This window comes from Mucilaginibacter sp. SG564, assembly GCF_013149275.1.
GTDB lineage: Bacteria > Bacteroidota > Bacteroidia > Sphingobacteriales > Sphingobacteriaceae > Mucilaginibacter.
The window spans coordinates 186,619-205,080 of record NZ_JABGNA010000002.1 but is presented as its reverse complement, the minus strand read 5'-3'; the positions used below and the strand labels follow the sequence as shown (position 1 = coordinate 205,080).

Genomic DNA, 18,462 nt, shown 5'->3' with positions numbered 1-18,462 from the left:
AGCTTTTTGACCAATTAACTCAGCTTACTATGAAGATCATTATACACGGCGGTTTCTTTAGCGAATCGCGAACCAACCAGGAAGTAAAGCAGGCCAAACAACAAGCCTTAAAGGAGATAGTGGAAGCCGGATATAAATATCTGCAAACGCACAATGCCCTGGAAACGGTAGTGTACACGGTTAGGCTGCTGGAAGATTGCGACCTGTTTAACGCGGGAACCGGTTCGCAGATCCAAAGCGACGGTAAGATACGGTTGAGTGCTTCGCTGATGGATGGTAAAACGCAGCGTTTTTCGGGGGTGATCAATATAGAGGATGTTAAAAACCCAATATGTATAGCCGAAAAACTGCTGGCCTATGATGATCGTGTACTGAGCGGCAAAGGTGCCCGGGATTTTGCTACCGAAAATGGCATCGGCTATTATAATCCCGAAACCCCGCAGCGCCGCCAGGAGTATGAGAAAAAGCTGCGCGACTCTATCCGCCTGGGTACCGTAGGCTGCGTAGCGCTGGATATTTATGGCGATCTGGCAGCGGCTACCTCAACCGGAGGTAAAGGTTTTGAGATCCCCGGCCGGGTGAGCGATTCGGCCACCACTGCGGGTAATTATGCCAATGCTCATGCGGGTATTTCCTGTACCGGGGTTGGTGAGGATATTGTAAGCGGATCTGTGGCTTCAAAAATTGTTACCCGGGTTACCGATGGTATGCCCATCTCCGCGGCTGCCGATAAATCATTGGATGAATTAAAACCTTTTGACGGTTTTGCAGGCATTGTCGGCATATCAGCCGACGGTCATATTTATCATGCCGATACCCATCCTTACATGGTTTGGGCCTTGCATGATGGCGATATGGAAGTTTTTGATTAAAAGCGGTTTAATTTTAACTGGTTGTTTGTTTTACAACTCTCATATACCCTTTTTCAAGATAATCCGCAGGATAGTATGTCCCATAGGGACTACCTGTTTGTAGATATGAATTATACAATCAAATTGCTCCGTAGGTGCAACCCTAAAGAACAAGCAAAGCCACTCGATTTTGGTAGCCTCTACGAGGCAAAGACAAACTAACTTTGATATACTACAAATAGGTAGCTCCTAAAGAGCATGTCTGTGTAGCGATAAAAAATTATGAAGTATATTCTGTAAGAACTACCCGTTTGTTTTCTTTTTGGATAAATTAAAATAATTAATTATAACATTGGGTCTCTTTCCTGCGTTAAAGAAGCTGTTTATGTAAGCAGCCCACATACAGGGTGTTGCATAACAATAATATATATTATTATATTTGTTTGCTGATTAAATTGATTAAGCCCAGTTAAAAAGATTAGATGAGGATCATTTTACTCGTATTGTTATGTTCACTTAGCCTCTCTGCATCTGCACAGTGGTATAAGTACAACCCTTTCAGAAAGCATGAACGCTTTCCGCAGATCGCGCTTTTGAAGGATCATTCCATCAAAAGATTACCCGTTGCCCAGATCGCGAAACCCAAGATCATGTATGCGCAGATAGAGCGCACCCCGTACGCGCTTTTCCTGATGGAAGCGTCGGTTATGAAAACGGCGCAGCATAATATGCGTTTCAGGGTTTATAATTCTGCCAGCTATAATTTTAGTGATCTGGCACAAATGTATCTGAAACAGAATAGGTTATCAGAAGCCAAATGGTATTTGCTGCAAAGTTTGCAGATATCGCGCCAGCAAAACGATAACCGGCATACCATCACCAACCTCATTAACCTGGCCGCGGTAAAAACCGGCTATGGCGACTTTCCGCAGGCCAAACAGGATCTGATCGAAGCCCGCAACATTGCCAGTTCAATGGGCCTTACCATGGATGTAGCCGCGGTTGATAAACAAATGCGTTACCTGGAAGAAAACAAAACCCGTCTGAAAACCGAGATCCGCTACGCCGAAACCCCTGATACTGACCCTAAAGCGGCTATAAAGTAATTTTTTTTGTAACAATAGCGTAAAATGCGGGTAGTTATATACTACAAGCAAAACATTATCGTATTATTGTTATTGTAATTAAGAGACAGTATTTCACTGTCTCTTTTTATTTACATTAGCAAATTAATAAAAGGCGCAAGTATTGATGTTTTACACAAATCCCGATTTAACTACAGTAAAAGATATGTTGAAGAAAGTATATTTAGTATTGTTACTGGCTGCCGCGCTTGCGTGTAAAGCGTCGCCGTCAAAACCAATAAAAGTCCCTGGCTCCACCGATCTGCAACCTGATGAACAACAAACCGTTGTTTGCAAGCAGATCACCTCATTGATATTGAACCATAATTATAAAAAGGTTGATCTGAACGATTCTATTTCAACCGTGATATTTGACAGGTACATTAAACTGCTTGACGAAAACCACAGTTATTTTTTAGCTTCAGATATCAAAGAGTTTGATAAATATAAAACCGTTTTGGATGACGATCTGAAAAGTGGTAACCTGAACGACGCGTTTTATATATTCAACGTATTTCAAAAAAGATACCTGGAGCATGTAAACTATTCCCTGGCGCAGATCAATGCGAACTTTGATTTCAATAAGGACGAAAACTTTGTTTATGACCGCGATAAGTTGCCATGGCCCGCTACACAGGCCGATATGGATGCCATGTGGACGCAACGCGTAAAATATGATTTGCTGAATCTGAAGTTGGCCAGCAACGATATGGCTAAAAATAAAGAAACGCTTAAAAAACGTTATCAGAATTTATTGACGCAAGCCAATAAGCTATCTAACCAGGATGTTTTCCAGTATTTTATGGATGCCTTTACCGAGGCTATCGACCCGCATACCAATTACTTTAACCCATCAAACGCGGCAAACTTTAATATCGAAATGTCGCGCCAGTTAGAGGGTATTGGTGCTTCACTGCTTACCGAAAATGAGTATGTGACCATTAAAACCATAGTACCGGGTGGCCCTGCCGATAAAAGTCATCAGGTTAACATTAACGACCGTATAGTTGGTGTTGCACAAGGTAAAACAGGCGAATTTCAAAACATCATAGGCTGGAGAGTTGATAACGCCATCGCCATTATCCGCGGATCAAAAGGAACCGTGGTTAGGCTGGAAATATTACCTGCAGGTGCAAGCGCGGGTGCTAAACCTAAAGTTATAGAGTTGGTGCGCGAAAAAATCATCCTGAAAGATCAATCGGCTAAAAAAGAGATCCGCACGTATAACAGCAATGGTAAAACGGTTAAAATAGGGGTGATCTCTATCCCTGCGTTTTATATCGATTTTAACGATTATAAAGCGGGTAACCCTAACTATAAAAGCACCACACACGATGTGAAGCTGATATTGGACTCCCTGAAGCAACAAAATGTGGATGGTGTGGTTATTGACCTGCGCGAAAATGGCGGCGGTTCATTAATGGAAGCGATTGAGCTTACCGGTTTATTCATCAAAACAGGCCCGGTGGTACAGGTAAAAGATACCCAGGGACAGATTGAGGTAGATAAAGACGATGACGCGGCTGTGGCTTATTCTGGTCCGCTGAGTATCCTGGTTGATCGTTTCAGTGCTTCGGCATCCGAAATATTTGCCGGTGCTATTCAGGATTATGGCCGTGGTATTATCATGGGTACGCAAACTTATGGTAAAGGATCGGTTCAAAGCGCCATTGATCTCGACAGGATCTTAGGCTCGCCCATCCGCGATAAAATTAACCAGTTGGCCGGTGCAGCAACCGGAGGTAAAAAAGCAATATCAACCGGCAGCCAAAGCACTTATGGTCAGTTGAATTTAACCATTGCCAAGTTTTATCGCATTAGTGGTAACTCCACACAACATAAAGGGGTAACACCAGATATTTCATTCCCATCGTTAATTCCGCTGGATAAATATGGTGAAGATACCGAGCCTTCGGCCATGCCATTTGACATTATCCCGAAAACCGACTTTGCTAAAGTAGGTAACTTTAATACGGTTTTACCGCAACTGCAGAAATTGCATGATCAGCGTATGACTACCAGTGACAGCTATAAATATATGCTGGAAGATATTGCCGACTTCAAAAAACATGATGCTGAAGACAGCGTAACGCTGAACGAGGCCGCACTAAAAAAACAACGCGACGCCGACGAAAAGAAAACTTTTGAACGCAATAACCTGCGCAGGATAGCTTTCGGTTTACCGGCCCTTAAAAAAGGACAGGCCAAACCAAAAGATGAGGACCTGGATTTTGTGAAAAAAGAAGCCGGCCAGATCATGACAGATTACATTAGCCTGGAGCCTAAACTAACCAGCACTGGCACCGGGGTGATGAAATAACAGCCCCCCAACCCCCTGAAGGGGGAGCGTTGGATGTGCAGATTATAGATGTGCAGATATGCAAATGATCAGAAAAGCAGAAGATAAAAAATCTGCACATCTGAAATTTGCACATCTGCGCATTTTTTTGTTCCCTCTTCAGGGGGTTAGAGGCCAAACCAATTCGCTTTCTGTAGGTTATGTTAATATTATGGCTAAGAAACCGTTATTGGAATTTACCGACCGGGGTATTTACTGCGCCCGGGGTAAATTTTATATAGATCCCTGGAAACCGGTTACCGATGCCGTGATCACCCATGCCCATGCCGATCACGCCTATCCCGGGCATAGGCATTATTTGGCTCATCACCTGTCAAAAGAAGTATTACTTTATCGCCTGGGCGAAATTCAGCTGCAAACAGTGGAGTATGGCGAAACTGTGCTGAAGAATGGCGTATCTATTTCATTGTACCCCGCAGGCCATGTGATCGGGTCGGCGCAGGTGAGGGTGGAATACCAGGGTGAAGTTTGGGTAGTATCCGGCGATTATAAAGTGGAGGACGATGGTATTTCGACACCATTTGAACCGGTAAGGTGCCATCACTTTATTTCGGAATGTACCTTCGGTATGCCTGTTTATACCTGGAAGCCGCAGATGCAGATATTTGACGATATCAATAATTGGTGGCGCGATAACCTGCACAATAATAGGGCTACGGTTTTGGTAGGTTATTCCTTAGGTAAAGCCCAGCGCATACTGCAAAACCTCGACCTGTTTAATGGCAAAGTATACACCCATGGCGTTATTGAAAATACCAACGAGGCTCTGCGCCGCAATGGCGTATTGTTGAACCCAACGGAGCGGATCACTCCCGATTCTGTTAAGGAAGACGTGCGAAAAGGAATTATCCTGGCGCCGCCATCATCGGTAGGTACGCCCTGGATGCGGAGGTTTCAGCCCTATAGTTTTGGTTATTGCTCGGGCTGGATGGCCATTCGCGGAGCCAAGCGCCGCCGTGCTGCCGACAGAGGTTTCGTACTGTCTGATCACGCCGACTGGAACGGCCTCATCAGCGCCATCGATGCTACCGGCTGCGAAAGCGTTTACCTTACCCATGGCTATACCGCCACATTTGCCCGGTACTTAAATGAAATAGGCTTCGACGCTCACGAAGTGCACACCTTGTATGGGGTAGATGAGGAGGAAGCCTCACCCCAGCCCTCTCCAGGGGAGGGGGAGCAGGAAAATACCGGCAATGGAAACGATAAAAATGAAAGTAAAGTTCTCTCTTCCGATAGCTATCGGAATGGAGAGGATCCGATGGCTATCGGATTAGATGAGGCTGGAGGCTCTGTCTCATGAAAGCCTTTGCCCAACTCTTCCTCTCGTTAGATGAAACCAATAAGACCAATGAAAAGGTCAGGATCCTGAAAGACTATTTTAATGCGGTGCCCGATACCGACAAAATGAACATGCTGGCCTTGTTCACCGGGCGTAAGCCCAAGCGGCAGATCAACTCTACGCTGGTACGCACCTGGGCCATCGAAGCATCAAATATCCCTGCCTGGCTGTTTGAGGAAAGCTACCATGTGGTAGGTGATCTGGCCGAAACCATGGCCCTGCTGATGCCCGAAACCGCCAACAGCAGCAATAAAACCCTCACGGAGTGGATAGCCGAGATCAACGCTTTAGCTGATAAAACCGAGGCCGAAAAGAAGTTATGGCTTATGGAATCATGGGCCATGCTGGATAGCCAGGAACGTTTTGTATTCAATAAGCTGCTTACCGGCAGCTTTAGGGTTGGTGTATCCCAAAACCTGGTGATCAAGGCCCTGGCCGATGTAACGGGATTGGAAGCCACCGTTCTTACACACCGTGTTATGGGCAGCTGGATGCCCGAAACTTATACCTACAGTCAGCTGGTAGAAGAGCAGGATGCCGATTTGAACATATCACGCCCGTATCCCTTTTTTCTGGCTTATCCCATACAGGAAACATCCGAAAAGCAGAAAGCACCTGCCGAGGTTGGCGCTGCACTGGGCGCCGCCGCCGACTGGCAGGCCGAATGGAAATGGGATGGCATACGTGCCCAACTTATCAAACGAGGGGGCGAAATATTTATCTGGAGCAGGGGTGAAGACCTCGCTACCGAAAAATTTCCGGAGTTGCATCCCTTTTTAAACGCCTTGCCAGATGGTGCTGTAATTGATGGCGAGATCCTGAGTTTTCAAAATGGCCAGCCCATGCCTTTCAATGTGCTGCAAACCCGCATCGGGCGTAAAAACCTGAGCAAAAAAATACTGGAAGAGAGTCCGGTTGCGGTAATTGCTTATGATTGCCTGGAATACAAGGGCGAGGATATTCGCTATAAAACCCAAACAGAACGCCGGGTCATATTGGAGCAATTGCAGGCTGCAACGCCCTATTCGGAGGTATTTCGGATTTCGGCACTCATCAAATTTGATAACTGGGATGAGCTCGGAAGCATCCGGGAGCAATCTCGCGCCATGATAGCCGAAGGTATTATGCTGAAACGCAAAAGCGCAGCTTACCAGGTGGGCCGCCGCCGGGGCGACTGGTGGAAATGGAAGATCGACCCGTTGTCGGTCGATGCCGTGATGATCTATGCGCAGAAAGGGCACGGCCGCCGGGCCGATCTGTATACCGATTACACCTTTGCCGTTTGGGACGGCGATAAACTGGTGCCCTTTGCCAAAGCTTATTCGGGACTTACAGATGCCGAGATCAACAAGGTTGATTACTTTATCAAGCGTAACACCATCGAAAAGTTTGGCCCCGTACGTACAGTAAAACCCGAGCTGGTGTTTGAGATTGGCTTTGAGGGTATTAACAAATCAAGTCGGCATAAATCGGGCATTGCGCTGCGTTTTCCAAGGATATTGCGGTGGCGGCATGATAAGCCTAAGGAAGAAGCAGATACGCTCGAAAGTTTAAAGGCCCTCCTGGGTGAGTGATAATTTAATATCAGATCACGTAATTAATTCATTACTTTGCTGTATAAAATATAAACAGAAAAGGATGATCACTATCAATAACTATAACGAGTTTGAAGCGCAATTAGGTAATGAGTTGGGCGTGTCCGACTGGCACACCATCACCCAGGAGCAGATCAATAAATTTGCCGATGCAACGCTTGATCATCAATGGATCCATACCGATCCGGAAAAAGCTGCAAACGAAAGTCCTTTCAAAAGCACCATCGCCCATGGTTATCTGACACTGTCGCTTATCCCGTACCTGTGGAAACAGGTGGCCGATATCCGCAACCTCAAAATGGAGATCAACTACGGCATCGAGAACCTGCGTTTTGCCCAGCCGGTGCTGGTGAATGATAAAGTACGATTGAAAGTTAAACTCTTTAACCTCATCAACCTGCGTGGCGTTACAAAAACCACCATGTCGGTTGTATTGGAAATTGAAGGCCAAAAGAAACCCGCCTTTTCCGGCGATGTGGTTTTTCTGTATCATTTTAATGAGTAAGAGCCAGATTTTAATTATTGAATTAGTGAATGAGGCCGGGACATATTTAGCTGCTTAATTGCCGTTGTCTCGATTCCTGATTCTGATATCTTGATTTTATTCCTTTCCCCGTCAGCAGATAAGCTTCGGGCGAAAGCGGGCAGAACAATGCAGGCCGGTGCGGTTGCAGGGGCATAGCAAATTTTGCAGAAGCATAGGGTTGTGGGAACAAAGTTGGGCAAAATAATTGCAGCCGTGGTTCTGTCGGATTTGCAGGGCAAAGAAGCATTTCTGATGACTTGATCTTTTGGTTACTTTTGTATCAAGACAAAAGTAACAGCCTTAGCGGCAATTGAGCGCTCTACGACAGACATCTTCCTCTGCATAGTTTGCGATTGCTTCGTTCCTCGCAATGACGCGTTTGTATATTATAATCCCAATGCCATAAAAAGCCCCTCATAAACCCGGGCAGCAACCCTATCATTACATTTGTGTTTATTATCATTATGGACACAAAGAAAATCCGTTTAAGCGTGCTGGATCAGTCGCCGATAAGAAAAGGCGCCACTGCCGAACAGGCCGTAAAAGAAACCATCGAATTAGCAAAATATACCGAAAAGCTGGGCTATACCCGTTACTGGGTTGCCGAGCATCATAACACCGGCATCCTGGCGGGTTCAACGCCCGAAGTGCTCATAGCCCACCTGGCCGGACAAACCCAGCGCATGCGGATCGGCTCGGGCGGTATCATGATGCCCAATCACAGTACCCTCAAAGTGGCCGAAAACTTCCGGATGCTCGAAGCTCTTTTTCCCGGTCGTATCGACCTGGGTATGGGGCGCGCGCCAGGCACCGATCGTATTACCGCATCGGTGCTTAACCCGTCAAACCAGTTCAGGGAAGATGATTTTGTGGAGCAGCTGACCGATCTGAACAACTATTTTCATGATACCTATGAGCCCGGTACTATACAAGCCCGGATAACGGCTATCCCACAGGTAAAAACCGTGCCCGATAAATGGCTGTTAAGCTCAAGCGGACAAAGCGGTTTGTTTGCCGCGCACTTTGGTATGGGCTTTTCCTTCGCGCATTTTATTAACCCAAGCGGTGGTCCGCTCAATGTGAAGTTGTATCGCGAACGTTTTCAGCCTTCAGACGATCTGGCGGAGCCTATGGTTAATGTAGCCATATTTGTTTTTTGTTCCGAGGATGAAGAAAAAATAAAACAACACCGGGCTGTAATGAGTCATCGGTTTTTACAGTTTGAAAAGGGCGGCCCCATTGTGCCGCTAAGTTATAATGACGTGAAAGATGTGGTATATGACGCGAGCGAGCAGGAGCGCATCAGGCAGAACAGCTACCGCGTAATTACCGGCAACCCCATGGAGATCAAGAAAAAACTCACCTGGCTGGCCGAAGATTATGACGTGGATGAAATTATGGCTGTAACTATTACCGAGCATTTTGAAGATAGGTTGGAGTCTTATAAGCTGTTGGCTCAGCAATTTGAATTGTAATAAAAAAACTAACTATTGTCATCTCGAACGAGGTACGAGGAGAGATCTTATACGCCGGATACATCAGCTGCAGAAGATTTCTCTTCGCCCCTTATTCAACCCTACACACTTGCTCATCGAAATGACAGGGTGAAAAAGGGCTTGGAGCAAAACATACTACCGCACACTCTTCCCCGCACCTTCCCCAATAAAAATTTTCTCTCCACAACACACACAACCCCCTTTTTTGCGTTAAATAAGTATCATTCCGAAACTGGAAAAACTTTATTTGGGTTTTAATCGTATCTTTGGAAAGATTATAAATAACATTCAAATTCTAATTTATTTAACTCAGTGGTAATTATTATATTCTTTATAGCGCACTGGTTTTTGTCGCTATTCTTCCAAACGTTCTTTTTACACAGGTATGCTTCTCACAAAATGTTCACTACCAATAAGTTTTATGAAGGGGTGTTTTACCTGCTTACCTATATTTGCCAGGGCTCGTCGTTTTTAAACCCGCGGGCTTATGCCATTATGCACCGCGAGCACCATGCTTACAGCGATACCGAGAAGGACCCACATTCGCCGCACTTTTTTAAGGATGTTTTTCAGATGATGATCTACACCTCCAAAAGTTACAGTATGCATGTAAAAAGGTTGTCGAACCCGGAAGAGCGTTTTAAAGGAAATATACCCGAGTGGCGCTTTGTTGACTATGTAGGTTCATCTATGGTATCGCGCATATCATTCGGGATATTGTATATCGCTTTTTACGTGGTATTTGCCACACAATGGTGGATGTATCTGTTAATTCCGATCCACTTTTTAATGGGCCCAATCCACGGCGCCATCGTAAACTGGTGCGGCCATAAATACGGTTATGCCAATTTTGATAATGGCGACAAATCAAAAAATACTACCCCGTTTGACTTTTTAATGCTGGGCGAACTGTTCCAGAATAATCACCACAAACATCCCAACCGTGCCAATTTCGGCGCCAAATGGTTCGAGATCGATCCCGTTTACCCGGTGATGAAACTGATGCACTGGATGCGCATTATTAAGCTTAGGAAAGCATATTTGTAAGCTAAAAGCCAAAGGCAAAAAGCTGAAAGCGAAAAGTAAGATCTCCTGATATTTAGTTTTCGCTTTTTTTGTTTTATAGCTTTAGCCTGAATAGCTTTTCTCTCCACGCGTCATTGCGAGGAGGAACGACGTGGACAACCGACCGGAGGGAGTTCATTAATGCCATTAAAAAATAACTAACACATTAATAATCCCCTATATGCAGAGCGTCTCTGTAAGTTGGGGATTGCCACGCTATGCTCGCAATGACGGAGTTTTTAAGAGAGCTCAACACAAATCCGGTGAGTCTCATCCCCAAATTCGGCCTTTCGCTTTCAGCTTTTCCCCGTATATTTGCCGCTCATAAAATTCATATTTCCAATGAGTATCTCCGTATTAGCTCAAAACCTCCACGGCTCCGAAATTATCAAAATAGCGGCCGAGGTGAACGAATTGAAAAGACAAGGCCAAAACATCGCCAACTTAACTATTGGCGATTTTGACTCCAATATTTACCCCATCCCAGCCGAACTGAAGGACGGTATAGTAGAAGCATATAACCAAAAGCAAACCAATTATCCCCAGGCTGATGGTATGCTGAACCTGCGCCAGAGCGTTTCGGCCTTTTTAAAGAAAAGCTTTAACCTGGATTACTCGGCAAATAACGAAATACTGATCTCCGGCGGTTCACGTCCGCTTATCTATTCCACCTTTCTGGCGGTGGTTAATCCTGGCGAAAAGGTGGTATTCCCTTTGCCATCATGGAATAATAACCACTACAGCGATCTGTTGAACGCCCAGGCGGTAATGATACCAACACGTGCCGAAAACAATTTTATGCCTACGGCCGATGAGATCCGCCCACATTTAAAAGGAGCGGCATTGCTGGCTTTATGTTCTCCATTGAACCCAACCGGTACCATGTTTGGCAAAAAGGATCTGGAAGAGATCTGCGACCTGGTAATTGCCGAAAATAAAACCCGTGCAGCCGGCGAAAAACCCTTGTACCTGATGTATGATCAGATCTACTCGCAGCTAACCTTTGGCGAACACAAACACTTTGACCCAGTTACGCTGCGCCCCGAACTGAGGGATTATACCATATTTATTGATGGTGCTTCCAAATGTTTCGCCTCAACAGGGGTAAGGGTAGGCTGGGGCTTTGGCCCGGCCCACGTAATTGAAAATATGAAAGCCATTGTGGGGCATATGGGTGCATGGTCGCCCAAGGCCGAGCAAATGGCCATGGCGGGCTTTATTACCAATGCCGCTGCTGTAGATAATTACCTTACCGATATAAAAGCCAAGATCCAAGCCAGCCTGAATACCCTGCACGAGGGTTTCCAGAGCTTAAAAGCCGACGGATTGCAGGTAGATTCCATTGAACCGATGGGCGCCATTTATCTCACACTAAAAATAGATTACGCGGGTAAAACCACGCCCGATGGCGCGGTGCTGAAAGATTCGGCCGATATCAACTTTTACCTCATCAAAGAAGCAGGGGTAGCCCTGGTGCCGTTCTCGGCCTTTGGTACCGGCGATGACGTAAACTGGTTCCGCGCTTCGGTAGGTACCGTTACTCCGGATGACATTCAGCAGTTGATACCACGACTTAAAGCCGCTCTGGAAAAATTGAAATAAGTATTCATTGATATAGATAAAAGGCCATCATGCATGCATGATGGCCTTTTGGGTTTTCTTTCCTTTTCCACACGTCATTGCGAGGTACGAAGTAATGACGTGTGGATGTAGCGTGTTTTTATGTTAAATTATTTTACAAATAAGAAAATGAAACTTATCTGAGTAAAAATTGTTGATTATAAAAACAATATAAACATTCACTATGAAAAAGTTAAGTTTAATGATGATGTTCGTGCTGTCGGCATGGATGTTCCAGGCATGTAATAACGGTGCCAAAACCGACAGTAAGGAAAGCGCAGACAGTGCAAATCATACTAAAGACACAACCACAACCGGCGCTACAGGCATAGCGGTTGACCAGGGCGATGCCAAATTTGCCACCGATGCCGCAAATGGTGGTATGGCTGAAGTAGCCGTAGCCAAAGTGGCCGAACAAAAGGCGATCAATCCGCAGGTGAAAAAATTTGCCGAAATGATGGTAAAAGACCACAGCAAAGCCAATGAGGAATTGATGGGCATAGCCAAGATCAAAAACATCACGCTGCCTGCCGAACCAAGCGAAGAAAAGCAAAAAGAATTGAAAGATCTTTCGGCTAAATCAACAACCGATTTTGACAAGGCTTATGTAGATGCCATGATTGACGGGCATAAGAAAACCATCACCCTGTTTGAGGATGCTGCCAAAAATTGTAAAGATGCCGACCTGAAGGCTTTTGCTACCAACACTTTACCGGTAATAAAAGGTCACCTTACAGAAATAGAAGCCATTAAAAAAGGTTTGAAATAGATGTGCAGATATGCAAATGTGCGGATGTGCAAATGATTTCAGATGTTCGATTTCGAATTTAGAGCTTAGGGTTTAGAATTTAGAGATTGCATCACCACCACGGCCCTGCTTGCTTTGAAAAATGCAAGCGGGGCCGTTTGGTTAAAGGAAACAACCGGCATAAAAAACGGCTGTTTGGTATGCAGTTCATTAACGATCAATAATCTAATACTTTTTAAAGTTTTTAAAATAGATTAAAGTCGAGTGGGAATTTGTTAAAAGCGATGGTATTGGATAAAATCCGAACTGTTTTTACACTGTTTTCGATAAGAAATTTGTTAAAATTCAAGGTTTAAAAAGTATTTTTGAGACATACGTTGTTTGTTTCTTGTAATAAGCTAAAAAACTAAATAAACAAAAGCTTTGGGCCTTTGGCTTTGAGCTTTCAGCCCACGAATAATTATCTATCTATGTCATCAAAACCAATCGTTACCGGCCTTATGGCCTACGGCATGTCGGGCCGGATATTTCACGCGCCATTTTTAACCACCAATCCTGGTTTTACCTTTAAAGCGGTTGTTGAACGCCACGAAAAAAAGGCCGGGAAGGTTTATCCCGATGTGATCAGCTACAATACCACCGATGAGTTGCTGAACGACGCCGAAATTGAACTGATCATCGTTAACACCCCCAACAATACCCACTTTGATTATGCCATACAGGCCCTGAACGCGGGTAAACATGTGCTGATCGAAAAACCCGCGGCAGTAACATCGGCAGAAGTAAAAACCTTGTTCGATCTGGGTAAGAAGCTGAATTTGAAGGTGATGGTCTACCAAAACCGCCGGTACGATAGCGGCTTTATTTCGGTAAAAAAAGTAATTGAAAGCGGAAGACTGGGCGAACTGATCGAGGTGCATTTTAGGCTGGACAGGTACCGGATGCCTATCGGGCCTAAGGTATTTAAGGAAACCAAAGATACTCCGGGAAATGGACTTACCTATGATCTGGGCGCGCACCTGGTGGATAATGCCATCAGTATATTTGGCAAACCGCTGAGCTATGTGAAAACAATGGCTTCGCACCGGCCGGGCTCGCAGGTTGATGATTATTTTAATATTCACCTTTCGTACCCCAACCAGCTCAATGTATATTTAACCTCGGGCTTACTGATAGCCGAACATTTGCCTGGTTTTGTGATCCACGGTACCTTGGGTAGCTTTGTAAAATTGCGTACCGACGTGCAGGAGGCACAACTGGATGCAGGCACGATGCCAAATGAAGAAGGTTTTGGTATTGAACCCGAAGGCAGTGAAGGTAAACTGGTGCTGATGGGGGCCGATAATCAGAAAACAGTAGAGTGGGTACCGTCAGACAAAGGTAATTATAATGGTTTATTTGAGGCCGTTTATCATACCGTGCGTGAAAACGCGTTGTTCCCTATAACAGAAGAGCAGATAGCCTGGCAGCTGGAATTGCTGGAGAGTTAAAAATATCGTAAATATGCTTAATGAAATACTATATTAATCTAATGAAAAAGATATATCTGTTCCTTTGTTTGCTTATCGCGGCTGGCTGTACACAAGCCCAAACCTTAGGCGCTAATACCGGCATCCCTCCGTATCATATATTAACTACCGATAGCGTATATGTTACCCCGGCCAACCTGAAAAAGAACAAGCCGGTAATGCTGATCTATTTTTCGCCAGATTGTGGCCACTGCCAGCATTTGATGTATGATCTGAAACCGCAATTGAAAAATCTGCAGGATGTGCAGATCGTACTGATCACTTTTGTTACTCAACTGAAAGCCATACAGGTTTTTCAACGTGATTTTGATCTGGCTAAATATCATAACATCACCATAGGAACCGAGGGGTATACTTACCTGGTGCAGAAGTATTTTCAGATAAAAAATACGCCTTTTATTGCCATTTATGACCGCAATGGCAAGATATCAAAGACCTACGATAAGGTACCGGTTATCCCGGTATTGGTAGCCTCGGCTAAAAAAGTAGTTTAACTTTCAGATTTTCTGAACCATGATTGTAGGATTCTGGGATCACCTTGATTAAATACAGATAATCCTTAAATCTTTTAATCATGAAAATCATGGTTCAGAAATCCTCACATCATCATCACTGCTGCTGTTGCATGATCTCCATATGCCGCTGATAGCTGTTTTTGGCGGGCTCGGTTACTGGTTGCAGAGGAGCAGTTTCCTGAATGGTATGGTTATCATACGCGGGTGAGTTTTCATCGTCAACCGTTACAGCAACCTCCAGTTTATGCCCAGATGAACCTTTGTACACACCTTTTACCGGCGAGCAATCCGGAAAGCTGCGGCCAACGGCCAGGCGCACATGAGTTTCGTTAGCTATACAGTTATTGGTAGGATCGATACCTAACCAGCCATAATCAGGGATATAGGCTTCGGCCCAGGCATGGGTGGCGCCCTCGCCCCGCATGGCGCTACTGTGAGTGCAAATATAGCCACTTACATAGCGTGCCGGTATTTTAAGCAGGCGGAGCATCACCATTAAAATATGGGCAAAATCCTGGCAAACACCAGCCTTCAATTGCCAAACCTCGTCGAGCGTGGTTTCAACGGTGGTAACGCCTTTAATGTATTCAAAGTTCTGATACACGTACTGGCAAAAACGGAGAGCTACCTGATAGGGTGTTTCGTCTTTTGATCTTTCCTGTTCTACAATAACCTGTAGCTCCGGCAGTCCTTCAAAGTATTCCTGCTTTAAAAAATCAATATAAGGCACCATGTATTGCAGGCGTTTTAAATCCTCCCACTGTTGTTCGGGGAAAATGTCATTCACGGGTAGCGGGCGTTGCCGGGTGATCACATCAAGTTTAGAGCTGATGAGTAACTGGGAATGCGGCTCGCTATAGGTAAAGCTGCCTACTTCGTTACCATAATAGTCAATATGGGTGTCAACAACCGGGTTGCCGGTAATTTGCAGTTCCTGCTTTATTACATCCTGATACTCATCCTTTATCGGAAAAAGGATGATCTGGTTGGCGCTGTCGCGTACCAGTCCTTCATAGGTGTATTTGGTTATATGTTGTATTTTAAACTCTGGCATATGGTTAATTATGAATTGGCAAAATAGTATTCATTCAGAGAGTTACCTACACTGTACAGTTCGTTCCTGATCTGGGTCAGGAATCCATGCAGGCCTTCCTGTCTGATGCTGCGTACCGAACTATATTTAATACGGCTCTGCAACCTTCCTATCTGGAACGACATTTCGCGATAGGTGTCCACATTGGTATCGTTTTTCAACCTGTCAAAATAGCGTTGGATATTATTTACCGAATAAATAACCGATCGCGGGAAATCATTGTTGAGTACCACCTGTTCCAGGATGTTCTCGGCCTCAAAACCTTCGCGATAGGTTTTGAGGTACAGCTCATAGCCGCCTAATGAAAGCAGCAGGTGTTTCCAGTAAGTAGTATCAGTAAGCAGGTTGGGATTGTCACTCACCGAACTGAATTTGGTATCCAGGATGTCGACCGACTGTATGGCCCGTTCCAGGTATTTGCCGATGTTCATAAAGCTGCGACCTTCGCCACGTTCCATCGTAATTTCGACGGTACCGTAATAGAGCATCACCTGTTTTATTAAAACATCCAATACGCCAATCGGGTCTTCCCGCTGTAAGGCGCGTTCTATCCGCGGGTCTTTTACGGTATGATAATACTCGTTAAGGCACTGCCACAGATCCTTGGTGATGTGCTCCTGCACGCCGCGGGCATTTTCACGGGCCAGGGTAATAATATTGAGTATGGAGTTTGGGTTGTTTTTACCAGTTACCATATATTTTAAAACAGACCGGCTATCGTTGTCCAGCGTGTCGGCATCAGTCTCGTGCAAACCAACAAATATCCTGATCACCGGTTCCCAGGTAAATTCCTGTACGGTATCCTGCGATGAGGCATAGTTTATTTTGAGCATTCGCAGCATGCCGTCGCTGCGCTCAATGTAACGGCTTAACCAATAAAAACTTGCTGCAACCCTGCTTAACATATGTGTCTTTTTATTTCGGATTTCGGATGTTCGATTTCGGATTTATTTTAATGATTTATTGTGCCTGATGGGTTGCGGAGTTTAAATTACGAAAGTAATGGACTGCCACTAAATTCGAAATCGAACGTCCGAAATCTCAAATCAGGCGAGCACCCAGGTATCTTTACTGCCGCCGCCCTGTGAGCTGTTTACTACCAGTGAACCTTCTTTAAGGGCCACGCGTGTTAATCCGCCCGGCACTATCTCAATGCCGTCGGGCCCGTAAAGGGCATAAGGGCGAAGGTCGACCCGGCGGGGTTTTAACAGGCCCTGCATATAACAAGGCGCCGCCGAAAGGCTAATAGTTGGCTGGGCAATAAAATTGCGCGGATCTTTCAGGATCTCTTTTTTATAGTCGTCAATTTCCTGTTCAGATGCGGCATGACCCATCAGCATACCATAGCCACCGCTACCATTGGTTTTTTTAACCACCATGTTATTCAGGTTTTTGAACACATGTTCACGTTCATCAGGGTTGCCCAATTGGTGGGTGGGTACGTTTTTCAGGATCGGTTCCTCGTTCAGGTAGTAACGTATCATATCCGGAACGTAAGCGTAAACCGCTTTATCATCGGCAACGCCGGTGCCAATAGCATTTACAATAGCCACATTGCCTTTGCGGTAAGCGCCCATGATGCCGGCAACACCCAGCATGCTTTCGGGATTAAAAACGAGTGGGTCCAGGTACTCGTCGTCAACCCGGCGGTATATCACATCTACCTGCTGCAGGCCGGTAGTGGTTTTCATGTATACCTTATGGTTATTAACTACCAGGTCTCGGCCTTCTACCAGTTCAACGCCCATCAAACGGGCCAGGGTAGTATGCTCAAAATAGGCCGAGTTATATATGCCCGGACTTAGCAATACAATGGTTGGGTTTGATATTTGCCTGGGCGAAAGCGCCAGCAGGTTCTTGTACAATATAGTTGGATACTCGGTTACGCTGCGAACCCCGCATTGGGGCAGCAGATCCGGAAACAAACGCTTGGTGATCTCCCGGTTCTCCAGCATATAGCTTACTCCTGATGGGGTGCGCAGGTTATCTTCCAGCACATAAAAAGTGCCGTCCTCATCACGGATCAGGTCGATGCCAGATATGTGTACATAGATATCATAGGGCACTTTAAGCTGGTACATCTCCCGCAAAAAATGCGGACAGGAGTAAATAATATCAATGGGCACTATGCCATCCTTTACAATAAACTGGTTGTTATATATATCTTTCAGGAACAGGTTAAGGGCGGTAAGCCGTTGTTTGATGCCTTTCTCTACAAAAGCCCATTCACTGGCGGTAATAATACGGGGGATAATATCAAAAGGGAATATCTTTTCGATACCCTCGCCACTGTTGTAAACGGTAAAAGTAATACCCTGGCTCATGAACAGGCTTTTGGCCAGCTCTTCTTTTTTGTTCAGATCATCGGCCGATTCTTTTGAAATGTACTCGATAACTTTCAAATAATGGTCGCGAACATTGCAATTTGTACCATACATTTCGTCCCATACGCCGTTAATGGGAGTGTATTGATTAAAATAAGCTGATTCTTTCATGTAAAATTGCCATAATTATAAATTTATCAATCAGTTATTTTTTATAAAATGTAATTTATGAAGTGTTTTATTAAAAAAGCAAAAAAAATGTCAAAAAAATCCAA

15 protein-coding genes are annotated in these 18,462 nt (G+C 45.0%); 12 read left to right on the top strand and 3 right to left on the bottom strand.

Annotated elements, in window-relative coordinates; translation table 11 throughout:
- Positions 1 to 29: 29 nt before the first annotated feature.
- From FHW89_RS05440 to FHW89_RS05385, 12 genes are all read left to right on the top strand, one after another.
- Positions 30 to 872, top strand: a complete 843-nt coding sequence (locus tag FHW89_RS05440; RefSeq protein WP_172334011.1) for an isoaspartyl peptidase/L-asparaginase — start codon at positions 30 to 32, stop codon at positions 870 to 872.
- A 461-nt stretch (positions 873 to 1,333) separates the two neighbouring features.
- Complete coding sequence (locus tag FHW89_RS05435; protein ID WP_172334010.1) at positions 1,334 to 1,957, top strand: tetratricopeptide repeat protein; 624 nt, start codon at positions 1,334 to 1,336, stop codon at positions 1,955 to 1,957.
- A gap of 184 nt (positions 1,958 to 2,141) precedes the next feature.
- Positions 2,142 to 4,295 (top strand): carboxy terminal-processing peptidase, encoded by a 2,154-nt coding sequence (locus FHW89_RS05430; protein ID WP_172334009.1) that lies wholly within the window; start codon positions 2,142 to 2,144, stop codon positions 4,293 to 4,295.
- A 64-nt stretch (positions 4,296 to 4,359) separates the two neighbouring features.
- Positions 4,360 to 5,637: a ligase-associated DNA damage response exonuclease gene (locus tag FHW89_RS05425; RefSeq protein ID WP_371742427.1), complete on the top strand. Its 1,278-nt coding sequence runs from the start codon at positions 4,360 to 4,362 to the stop codon at positions 5,635 to 5,637.
- Positions 5,634 to 7,250 (top strand): ATP-dependent DNA ligase, encoded by a 1,617-nt coding sequence (locus tag FHW89_RS05420; RefSeq protein ID WP_172334008.1) that lies wholly within the window; start codon positions 5,634 to 5,636, stop codon positions 7,248 to 7,250. The genes FHW89_RS05425 and FHW89_RS05420 overlap by 4 nt, the downstream gene beginning before the upstream one ends.
- Before the next feature lie 64 nt (positions 7,251 to 7,314).
- Positions 7,315 to 7,776 carry a MaoC family dehydratase gene (locus FHW89_RS05415; protein ID WP_172334007.1) on the top strand — a complete coding sequence of 154 codons (462 nt, stop codon included), beginning with the start codon at positions 7,315 to 7,317 and terminating at the stop codon, positions 7,774 to 7,776.
- Positions 7,777 to 8,261: 485 nt separating this feature from the next.
- On the top strand, positions 8,262 to 9,272 hold the full coding sequence (locus FHW89_RS05410) for an LLM class flavin-dependent oxidoreductase (RefSeq protein ID WP_172334006.1): 1,011 nt from the start codon (positions 8,262 to 8,264) through the stop codon (positions 9,270 to 9,272).
- Between the two features lie 333 nt (positions 9,273 to 9,605).
- Positions 9,606 to 10,340 (top strand): acyl-CoA desaturase, encoded by a 735-nt coding sequence (locus tag FHW89_RS05405; protein WP_172334005.1) that lies wholly within the window; start codon positions 9,606 to 9,608, stop codon positions 10,338 to 10,340.
- 360 nt (positions 10,341 to 10,700) lie between these two features.
- Positions 10,701 to 11,960 (top strand): pyridoxal phosphate-dependent aminotransferase, encoded by a 1,260-nt coding sequence (locus FHW89_RS05400; protein WP_172334004.1) that lies wholly within the window; start codon positions 10,701 to 10,703, stop codon positions 11,958 to 11,960.
- Between the two features lie 202 nt (positions 11,961 to 12,162).
- Entirely contained in the window at positions 12,163 to 12,747 is a 585-nt protein-coding gene (locus FHW89_RS05395) for a DUF4142 domain-containing protein (protein WP_172334003.1), read from the top strand.
- A gap of 449 nt (positions 12,748 to 13,196) precedes the next feature.
- A complete protein-coding gene (locus FHW89_RS05390; protein WP_172334002.1) occupies positions 13,197 to 14,216 on the top strand; it encodes a Gfo/Idh/MocA family oxidoreductase in 1,020 nt (339 codons plus the stop codon).
- A 41-nt stretch (positions 14,217 to 14,257) separates the two neighbouring features.
- Positions 14,258 to 14,749, top strand: a complete 492-nt coding sequence (locus FHW89_RS05385; RefSeq protein ID WP_172334001.1) for a thioredoxin-like domain-containing protein — start codon at positions 14,258 to 14,260, stop codon at positions 14,747 to 14,749.
- Positions 14,750 to 14,864: 115 nt separating this feature from the next.
- Here the strand turns inward: FHW89_RS05385 and FHW89_RS05380 are convergent, their stop codons facing one another.
- The 3 genes from FHW89_RS05380 to FHW89_RS05370 all read right to left on the bottom strand — a co-directional run bounded on the left by FHW89_RS05380 (position 14,865) and on the right by FHW89_RS05370 (position 18,358).
- Positions 14,865 to 15,824, bottom strand: coding sequence for a transglutaminase family protein (locus FHW89_RS05380; RefSeq protein WP_172334000.1), 960 nt, complete (start codon positions 15,822 to 15,824; stop codon positions 14,865 to 14,867).
- Between the two features lie 8 nt (positions 15,825 to 15,832).
- Entirely contained in the window at positions 15,833 to 16,768 is a 936-nt protein-coding gene (locus tag FHW89_RS05375; RefSeq protein WP_172333999.1) for an alpha-E domain-containing protein, read from the bottom strand.
- Between the two features lie 141 nt (positions 16,769 to 16,909).
- A complete protein-coding gene (locus FHW89_RS05370; protein ID WP_172333998.1) occupies positions 16,910 to 18,358 on the bottom strand; it encodes a circularly permuted type 2 ATP-grasp protein in 1,449 nt (482 codons plus the stop codon).
- Positions 18,359 to 18,462 lie beyond the last annotated feature (104 nt).

Coding starts and splice junctions, on each gene's coding strand:
- FHW89_RS05390 (WP_172334002.1), top strand. CDS start 13,197: ATGTCATCAAAACCAATCGTTACCGGCCTTATGGCCTACGGCATGTCG.
- FHW89_RS05380 (WP_172334000.1), bottom strand. CDS start 15,824: ATGCCAGAGTTTAAAATACAACATATAACCAAATACACCTATGAAGGA.
- FHW89_RS05400 (WP_172334004.1), top strand. CDS start 10,701: ATGAGTATCTCCGTATTAGCTCAAAACCTCCACGGCTCCGAAATTATC.
- FHW89_RS05410 (WP_172334006.1), top strand. CDS start 8,262: ATGGACACAAAGAAAATCCGTTTAAGCGTGCTGGATCAGTCGCCGATA.
- FHW89_RS05395 (WP_172334003.1), top strand. CDS start 12,163: ATGAAAAAGTTAAGTTTAATGATGATGTTCGTGCTGTCGGCATGGATG.
- FHW89_RS05420 (WP_172334008.1), top strand. CDS start 5,634: ATGAAAGCCTTTGCCCAACTCTTCCTCTCGTTAGATGAAACCAATAAG.
- FHW89_RS05435 (WP_172334010.1), top strand. CDS start 1,334: ATGAGGATCATTTTACTCGTATTGTTATGTTCACTTAGCCTCTCTGCA.
- FHW89_RS05425 (WP_371742427.1), top strand. CDS start 4,360: ATGATCAGAAAAGCAGAAGATAAAAAATCTGCACATCTGAAATTTGCA.
- FHW89_RS05440 (WP_172334011.1), top strand. CDS start 30: ATGAAGATCATTATACACGGCGGTTTCTTTAGCGAATCGCGAACCAAC.
- FHW89_RS05370 (WP_172333998.1), bottom strand. CDS start 18,358: ATGAAAGAATCAGCTTATTTTAATCAATACACTCCCATTAACGGCGTA.
- FHW89_RS05375 (WP_172333999.1), bottom strand. CDS start 16,768: ATGTTAAGCAGGGTTGCAGCAAGTTTTTATTGGTTAAGCCGTTACATT.
- FHW89_RS05415 (WP_172334007.1), top strand. CDS start 7,315: ATGATCACTATCAATAACTATAACGAGTTTGAAGCGCAATTAGGTAAT.
- FHW89_RS05430 (WP_172334009.1), top strand. CDS start 2,142: ATGTTGAAGAAAGTATATTTAGTATTGTTACTGGCTGCCGCGCTTGCG.
- FHW89_RS05385 (WP_172334001.1), top strand. CDS start 14,258: ATGAAAAAGATATATCTGTTCCTTTGTTTGCTTATCGCGGCTGGCTGT.